Origin of the sequence: Bradyrhizobium guangdongense (assembly GCF_006483445.1) — a bacterium.
GTDB classification, from domain to species: Bacteria; Pseudomonadota; Alphaproteobacteria; order Rhizobiales; family Xanthobacteraceae; genus Bradyrhizobium; species Bradyrhizobium guangdongense_A.
Genome location: NZ_PPPT01000030.1, coordinates 21688 through 29291 on the forward strand (window position 1 = coordinate 21688; position 7604 = coordinate 29291).

At 64.3% G+C, this 7604-nt stretch carries 7 protein-coding genes; 6 read left to right on the plus strand and 1 reads right to left on the minus strand.

Going from position 1 to position 7604, the window contains the following annotated elements:
• The first annotated feature begins 142 nt into the window (after positions 1-142).
• From C2U70_RS04795 to C2U70_RS04820, 6 genes are all read left to right on the plus strand, one after another.
• The gene (locus tag C2U70_RS04795; protein WP_140976714.1) at positions 143-829 is read left to right on the plus strand and encodes an HAD family hydrolase; all 687 of its coding nucleotides are present in this window, start codon (positions 143-145) and stop codon (positions 827-829) included.
• Positions 830-976: 147 nt separating this feature from the next.
• Positions 977-1450: a hypothetical protein gene (locus C2U70_RS04800; RefSeq protein WP_186294065.1), complete on the plus strand. Its 474-nt coding sequence runs from the start codon at positions 977-979 to the stop codon at positions 1448-1450.
• A gap of 99 nt (positions 1451-1549) precedes the next feature.
• On the plus strand, positions 1550-2584 hold the full coding sequence (moaA, locus tag C2U70_RS04805) for a GTP 3',8-cyclase MoaA (protein WP_140976716.1): 1035 nt from the start codon (positions 1550-1552) through the stop codon (positions 2582-2584).
• Between the two features lie 297 nt (positions 2585-2881).
• Entirely contained in the window at positions 2882-3421 is a 540-nt protein-coding gene (locus tag C2U70_RS04810; protein WP_140976717.1) for a TRAP transporter small permease subunit, read from the plus strand.
• Positions 3418-5019, plus strand: a complete 1602-nt coding sequence (locus C2U70_RS04815; RefSeq protein ID WP_140976718.1) for a TRAP transporter large permease — start codon at positions 3418-3420, stop codon at positions 5017-5019. Before C2U70_RS04810 ends, C2U70_RS04815 begins: the two co-directional genes overlap by 4 nt.
• Before the next feature lie 109 nt (positions 5020-5128).
• A complete protein-coding gene (locus C2U70_RS04820; protein WP_186294066.1) occupies positions 5129-6418 on the plus strand; it encodes a M20/M25/M40 family metallo-hydrolase in 1290 nt (429 codons plus the stop codon).
• Here the strand turns inward: C2U70_RS04820 and C2U70_RS04825 are convergent.
• Positions 6419-7604 (minus strand): sensor histidine kinase (locus C2U70_RS04825; protein ID WP_140976720.1); only part of this gene is annotated, 1186 nt, incomplete at its 5' end.

Here is a 7604-nt window from a genome sequence, read left to right on the forward strand (position 1 = left end):
CCTGCCCTTTAATGGGGTCCCGCCGAAACAGGTCCTTTGCGGCGGTCTGTCTAGCCTCGTTTTGAGCCCGGGAACAGGTCTATAAGCAGATCTTATGGCCGCGCCGCTTGCACGGGCGCCGCCGGACCGGTAGCGCATCCAGATGACCTCTCCCCACACCATCGTCTTCGATCTCGACGGCACGCTCGTGGATACGGCGCCCGACCTCATCGCCGCGCTCAATCACGTGCTCGACCGCGAAGGGCTGCCACCAGTGCCGATGCAATCGGCCCGCAATATGATCGGCGCCGGCGCGCGCAAGCTGATCGAACGCGGGCTCGAGGCCGAGGGCCGCACCGTGACCGTGGCGGACATGGACCGCATGACGGCCGATTTCATCGCCTATTACGCCGACAATATCGCCGTGGAATCGCGCCCGTTCGAGGGGCTGGAGGCCGCGCTCGACGATCTCTCGGCACGCGGCCACCGCCTCGCGGTCTGCACCAACAAGCTGGAATGGCTGTCCAAGCGGCTGCTGGACCAATTGGGACTGACGGCGCGCTTCGCCGCGATCTGCGGCGCCGACACCTTTGGGGTCCAGAAGCCTGACCCGACCATTTTCCGCGAGACCGTCGCCCGGGCCGGCGGCCAGGTCGCCGCCAGCATCATGGTCGGGGATGCCGGAACCGATGTCGGCGTGGCCCGGCGCGCCGGGGTTCCCGTGATCGGCGTCAGTTTTGGCTACACCGACGTCCCGATCGCGGAACTCAAGCCGGATAGGCTGATCCATCACATGCGGGACCTGTCCGAGGCGGCACGCAGCCTGATGCCGGCCAAGCCCCCCCGGTAAGAGGCTGATAAGACGATGGAATTCCTATCATTCCGCCGTTAACCATCGATTAACTATACACCTCCCGCCCGTTGCGCCGCTGAACCGAGGCTCCTATGGTCTGCTTCGGGGATTGTGGCGGTTCGCCGCAGGTGTGAGTGGATGGTCATGCGTCGAGTAATCGCGAGTGCCATTGCAGCAGTCAGCCTCGGCGGCTGTTCCTCGGTCTCGTGGGACATGTTCAAGTCGGCCCCTCCGACCGTCCAGGTCCAGCTCGAATCGAGCCCCCCAGGCGCCGACGCCGTCACTTCGCTCGGCCCGGGCTGCAAGACCCCCTGTTCCGTGACGATCCCGGCGCCGGACCTCCCCTTCACGGTCAGCTACGCCCTGGCCAGGCACCAGCCGGCCAGCGTGCCCGTGAACGTCATCAAAAACCCCGGCGACTGGTCGACGCCGGCGTCCGTCACGACAGATCCAAATCCGGTGTTTGCGCAACTGGCACCCGCAGTCCCGCCGAAACCAGTCAAGAAACCGCACCGGCCAAAGCCGAAGAAGCCGAAGCCGGCCGCCGCCGCACCGGCCGCCTCGCCGTTCCCCGATCCGAACACGGCTCCTCCGGCGGCCGCGGCCCCCCAGCGCTAGAGAGCGTGCAGCGCAAGATTGTCCTTGCATCGGGCGATGCTTAGATTGCCTTTAAAGTATCCCTGCTGCACAAGCGGCGCGAGACAAGGCTTGGCTTGAATGAACGGACCCGCGTTGAGTGCCCACTCCCCGCTGACCAGTGCGATGACCGACCCGTTCGGCCGGACCATCACGTATCTGCGGGTGTCCGTGACCGATCGCTGCGACCTGCGCTGCTTCTACTGCATGTCGGAAGACATGACGTTCCTGCCCAAGGCCGACCTGCTGACGCTTGAGGAGCTCGACCGGCTCTGTTCCGCTTTCATCGCCAAGGGTGTGAAGAAGCTGCGGCTCACCGGCGGCGAGCCTTTGGTCCGCCGCAACGTGATGTCGCTGGTGCGCTCGCTGTCGCGCCATCTCGACAGCGGCGCGTTGCGTGAACTCACGCTGACCACCAACGGCACGCAGCTTGCGAAGCACGCCAAAGAGCTCGCCGACTGCGGCGTCCGCCGCATCAACGTCTCGCTCGACACGCTCGATCCGCAGAAGTTCCGCGCCATCACCCGCTGGGGCGAGATCGACAAGGTGCTGGAAGGCATCGAAGCCGCCCGTTCCGCCGGCCTCGCCGTGAAAATAAACGCGGTCGCGCTGAAGAATCTGAACGAGGACGAGATCCCCTCGCTGATGCAATGGGCCCACGGCAAGGGCATGGGCCTGACGCTGATCGAGGTGATGCCGATGGGCGAGATCGGGACCGGCCGCATCGACCAGTATCTGCCGCTGTCGCTGGTGCGCGCGCGCCTCGCCCAGCAATTCACGTTGACAGACTTAGAGGAAAGCACCGGCGGCCCGGCGCGCTATGTCAGCGTCTCCGAGACCGGCGGCAAGCTCGGCTTCATCACGCCGATGACTCACAATTTCTGCGAGTCCTGCAATCGGGTTCGCATTACGTGCACGGGTACTCTGCACACCTGCCTCGGCCACGAGGATGCCTCGGATTTGCGCAAACCGTTGCGCGCATCCGGCGACGATATACTACTTTCGGATGCGATCGACCGCGCGATCGGCCTGAAGCCGAAAGGCCACGACTTCATCATCGATCGCCGCCACAACCGCCCGAGCGTCTCCAGGCATATGAGCGTCACCGGCGGCTAAGAATCGCGCAACTCCGTTCGCGCTAACCTAAGCCGCTGAGTGCGCGTCAATTTGTCCATTTTCCGATTGACGGCGCCGCAACCCGCTGAAATGGTGCAGGCGCCTTTGCATGCCCGGCAGCCATAAGCCGGTGCGCCCGGTTGCGGGCGACGACAAGACGGCAAGGCACGAGGGGAGGACTGTCGCTGCAATCGCTCCGGACGACTGGTCGTCAAAGCCGTGTGTCTCACGCACGGCGGTCGAGCGTTGCGCGCAATTGCGCCCCATGAACCGAAGGCCGCGGCGGAGAAAAGTAAGATGCGTCCATTGCTGGCGGTGAGTAACGCCATCGACTTCATCAATGAGAAACTAGGCGGCATCTGCAATTGGCTCGTTCTGGCGGCTTGCGTCGTGAGCGCCGGCAACGCCATGATCCGCTACGCATTCGGCTACAGCTCCAACAGCTGGCTCGAATTGCAGTGGTACATGTTCGCCGTCTTCGTGATGTTCGGCGCCTCCTATACGTTCAAGAAGAACGAGCATGTTCGCGTCGAAATTCTCTATCTGCTGCTGTCCGAGCGCGGCCAACTCTGGCTCGACCTGATCGGAACGCTGTTCTTCCTGATCCCGTCCTGCCTGCTGCTCGCCTATCTGTCGTGGCCGTTCTTCATGCAGGCCTACTCCGTCGGTGAAATCTCGAGCAATGCCGGAGGCCTGATCCGCTGGCCGATCAAGGCCGTCGTCCCCGTGGGCTTCGTGTTCCTGGCCTTGCAAGGCGTTTCCGAGGTGATCAAGCGCATGGCGGCTTTGAAGGGCTACGTCATGATCGATGCGAAATACGAGAGGCCGCTGCAATGATTACGCTGGAGATGATGCCGCCGCTGATGTTCGGCGGTCTGATCCTGGCCATGCTGATCGGCTTCCCGGTGGCCTTCACGCTCGCCGCGCTCGGCCTGTCGTTCGGCTTCCTGTCGATCTATCTCGGCTTCTTCGACATGAACTTCCTCCAGGCGATCCCCGGGCGCATCTTCGGCAGCGTGCTTTCCAACGAATTGCTGCTCGCGATCCCCTTCTTCACCTTCATGGGATCGGTGCTGGAGCGATGCGGCCTGGCCGAGGACATGCTGGATTCCATGGGCCAGCTCTTCGGTCCGATCCGCGGCGGCCTCGGCTATTCGGTCATCATCGTCGGCTTCATCCTCGGCGCGATCACCGGCACGGTGGCGGCGCAAGTCATCGCCATGGCGCTGATCTCGATGCCGGTGATGCTCCGCTACGGCTACAACGTGCGCTACATCACCGGCGTGCTCGCTGCATCGGGCACCATCACCCAGTTGGTACCGCCATCGCTGGTGCTGATCGTGATGGCCGACCAGCTCGGCAAGTCGGTCGGCGACATGTATCTCGGCGCGTGGGGGCCGTCGGTGCTCCAGATCGCGCTGTTCGCCGGCTACACGTTCCTCCTCGGCATCTTCAAGCCAAGTCACGTTCCGGCAGTTCCGAAGGACGCGCGGACGCTGACGGGCTGGCCGCTCTGGCGCAAATGCCTGATGGGCATCATTCCGTCGGCCGTGCTGATCTTCGTGGTGTTGGGCACCATGATGCTGGGTCTGGCGACGCCCACCGAAGCCGGCGCGATGGGCGCCATTGGCGCCATCGTCCTCGCCGCCATCCACCACAAGGACCTGAGCAACCACGGGCACAAGGTGCTCATCGTCGGCATCATCGCCACCGGCATCGGCACGATCATCGGCATACTCTTCGGCGATGGCAAGCTGTTCAAGCTGACCTTCGCGGTGGTCTATCTCGCCGTCGTCTGGCTGTGTCTCGAAGCCGTCCGCATCCCCGACCTGCGCGACCTGATCAAGCAGGGCTATCAATCGACCATGCGCCTCTCCACCATGGTGGTCTTCATCCTGATCGGATCGACCTGCTTCTCGGTGGTGTTTCTCGGCGTCTCCGGCGGCGTCTGGCTCGAGCACCATCTGACCTCGCTTCCCGGCGGCGTCTGGGGCTTCCTGATCTTTATCAACCTCTTCATCTTCTTCCTGGCGTTCTTCCTCGACTTCTTCGAGATCGCCTTCATCATCCTCCCGATGGTCGCGCCGATCGCGCAGAAGGTGCTGGGACCAGTCGTGGGGCCGGATGCCGCGCTGATCTGGTTCGGTGTCATGCTCTGCGTCAACATGCAGACCTCGTTCCTGCATCCGCCGTTCGGCTTCGCGCTGTTCTATCTGCGCGGCGTTGCGCCGAAAGAGGTCAAGAGCTCCGACATCTATTGGGGAGCCCTGCCCTGGATCGGTCTGCAAGCGATCATGGTGGCGATCGTGATCGCCTTCCCGGTCGTCGTAACGGCCCTGCTCGACAAGCCGATCGATGTCGACCTCAGCAAGGTCAAGATCGAGGTGCCGCAAATCGAGCTGCCGCCGCTCGATTTGGGACCGCCGCAGAAGTAGCGCTTACCGTCCTCGCGTCATGGGCCGCTCCAAGCGGAGCATGGCGCGGGTGACAAGCACCGAAAACGGGAGCATACCGGACCGTCCCCCAACCCACGGACCGTCGCGCATGTTCCGATCGCACCCTGCCCCTTCGCTCGTTCGTCCGTTGATCGCGTCGCTCTGGCTGGCATGTGCCGCAACCGTCGCGCATGCCGAGCCGCTCGCCGATATCCACGCTCTGGCGCAGAAGGAGCAGCAGCCGCTGCTCGACACGCTGCGCGATCTCGTCAGCATCGAATCCGGCAGCCAGGACATCGAAGGCCTGAACCAGATCGCCGAGCGCGTCGCCGGCCAGCTCAAGCAGCTCGGCGGCACCGTGGAGATCCTGCAAGCAACCGACATCTACCGCCTAGACGACACGCCCGGGACAATCGGTCCGGCCGTGCACGCCGTCTTCAACGGCACCGGCAGCAAGAAGATCATGCTGATCGCCCACATGGACACGGTGTACCTAAAGGGCATGCTCAGGGATCAACCGTTCCGCATCGACGGCGACAAGGCCTATGGGCTCGGCATTGCCGACGACAAGCAGGGCGTCGCCCTGATCCTCCACACCATGGCGCTGCTGCAGAAGCTGAACTTCAGGGATTACGGCACGCTCACCGTGCTCACCAATGGCGACGAGGAGATCAGCTCGCCCGGCTGGCGCAGCACCATCACCAAATTCGCCGCCGAGCAGGATGTCGTGTTCTCGTTCGAAGGCGGCGGCAGCGACGGCACGTTGCGCCTCGCCACCAGCGGCATCGGCTCGGCCTATCTCACCGTGCAGGGCAAGTCGTCGCATGCGGGCTCGCGGCCCGAAGGCGGCGTCAATGCGCTCTACGAGCTCGCGCACCAGGTGCTGCAGATGAAGGATCTGTCCAAGCCCGAGCAGGGGTTGAAGCTGAACTGGACCGTGTCCAAGGCCGGCACCAACCGCAACGTGATCCCTGCCGAAGCCACCGCGCAGGCCGACGCGCGCGCGCTCAAGGTGTCGGACTTCGACGAACTGGAGAAGATGCTCCAGGACAAGATCAAGAATCGCCTGCTGCCGGACTCCAAGGTCGCGCTGAAATTCGAGGTGCGGCGCCCGCCGCTCGAGGCCAACGAGGCCTCACGCCGCGTGGCTGCTTACGGCAAGACGATCTACGGGGAGATCGGACTCCCGCTCAAGGTGGACGAAAAGGCCACCGGCGGCGGCACCGACGCCGCCTTTGCCGCGCTGAAAACCAAGGGCGCCGTTGTGGAAGGCATGGGTCTGTCGGGTTTTGGGGCGCATTCCAACGATGCGGAATATGTGCAGATCAACAGCATCGTGCCGCGGCTTTACCTGGCCACGCGCATGATCATGGACCTGTCCACCGGCAAGTTGAAGTAATCAGCCGGCCGCGGCGGACGCAGGCTCGGCGAGGCGGAAGCTCAGCGTGAACTGGGCGCCGCCGCCGGGTAGGTTTTCCACCGCAACCGTCGCGGCATGATCTTCGGCGACGCCGCGCACGATCGAGAGCCCGAGCCCTGCACCATCCGAGCGCTGACGGTCGGCGCGCCAGAAGCGCTGGAAGATCAGGTCACGCTCTGCCTCCACGATGCCGGGGCCGGAGTCGCGCACCCGTACCGAGCCGTCGTCGCGCACCTCGACATCGACGGCGGTGCCGCGCGCCGTGAACTTGATGGCGTTCTCCGCAAGATTAAAGATCGCCCGCTGCAGCATCTCGGAATTGCCGCGGATGTTGACGGCGGCGTCGGTGCCCTTGAGCGCAATGTCCTTGTGCTGGGCGAGCGCCAGCGGCGCGATAGATCCGATCACCTCAGCACAGACCGCGCGCAAATCCGCGGTCTCGCCGGGGTCGAGCACCAGCATGTCGAGCTCGGCGATCTCCAGGAGCTGAGCGACGATCCGGCTCATGCCTTCGATGTCGGTGAGCAGCGCCGCTTTCGCGGCACCGTCGCTGAGGGTCTCGACCCGGCTGCGCAGGATCGCCAGCGGCGTACGCAGTTGATGCGCCGCATCGGCGGTGAACTGGCGCTGGACGCGAAAGCCGTCCTCGAGGCGGTCGAGCGCCTGGTTGACGGCGGTGACCAGCGGCACGATCTCGCGCGGGATCTGCCCGGTCGGCAAGCGGATGTCGGTGCGCGCCGGGCCGATATTGCTGGCTTCCTCCGAGGCCCTGACGAGCGGCGCGATCGCGCGGCGAAAAATGATGATGTCGGTGGCGAGCAGCACGAGCAGGATCGGAATCGTGATCCAGCCGACACGTCGGAAGAAATTGGCGACGATGTCGTCGATGATGACGTCGCGGTGCGAGAGGTCCTCGGCGACGCGAATCCGCACCGCCCTGCCGTCGACGATGCGGCTGACGCTGGCGCCGGAGATCACCTCCGACCGCGTCACCGGCGTCTTGTTGTGGTGCGAGGAGAACAGCACGCGGCCGTCGGCGTCGCGAATGTCGTACTGGTAGCGGCCATAGGCTTCCGAATAGAGATCTTCCAGGCTCTCCGGCAGATTGAGCGTCATGGTGCCGTCGGCCTGAACCGCGATCCGCTCGGCCAGCGCCTCGGCCTGT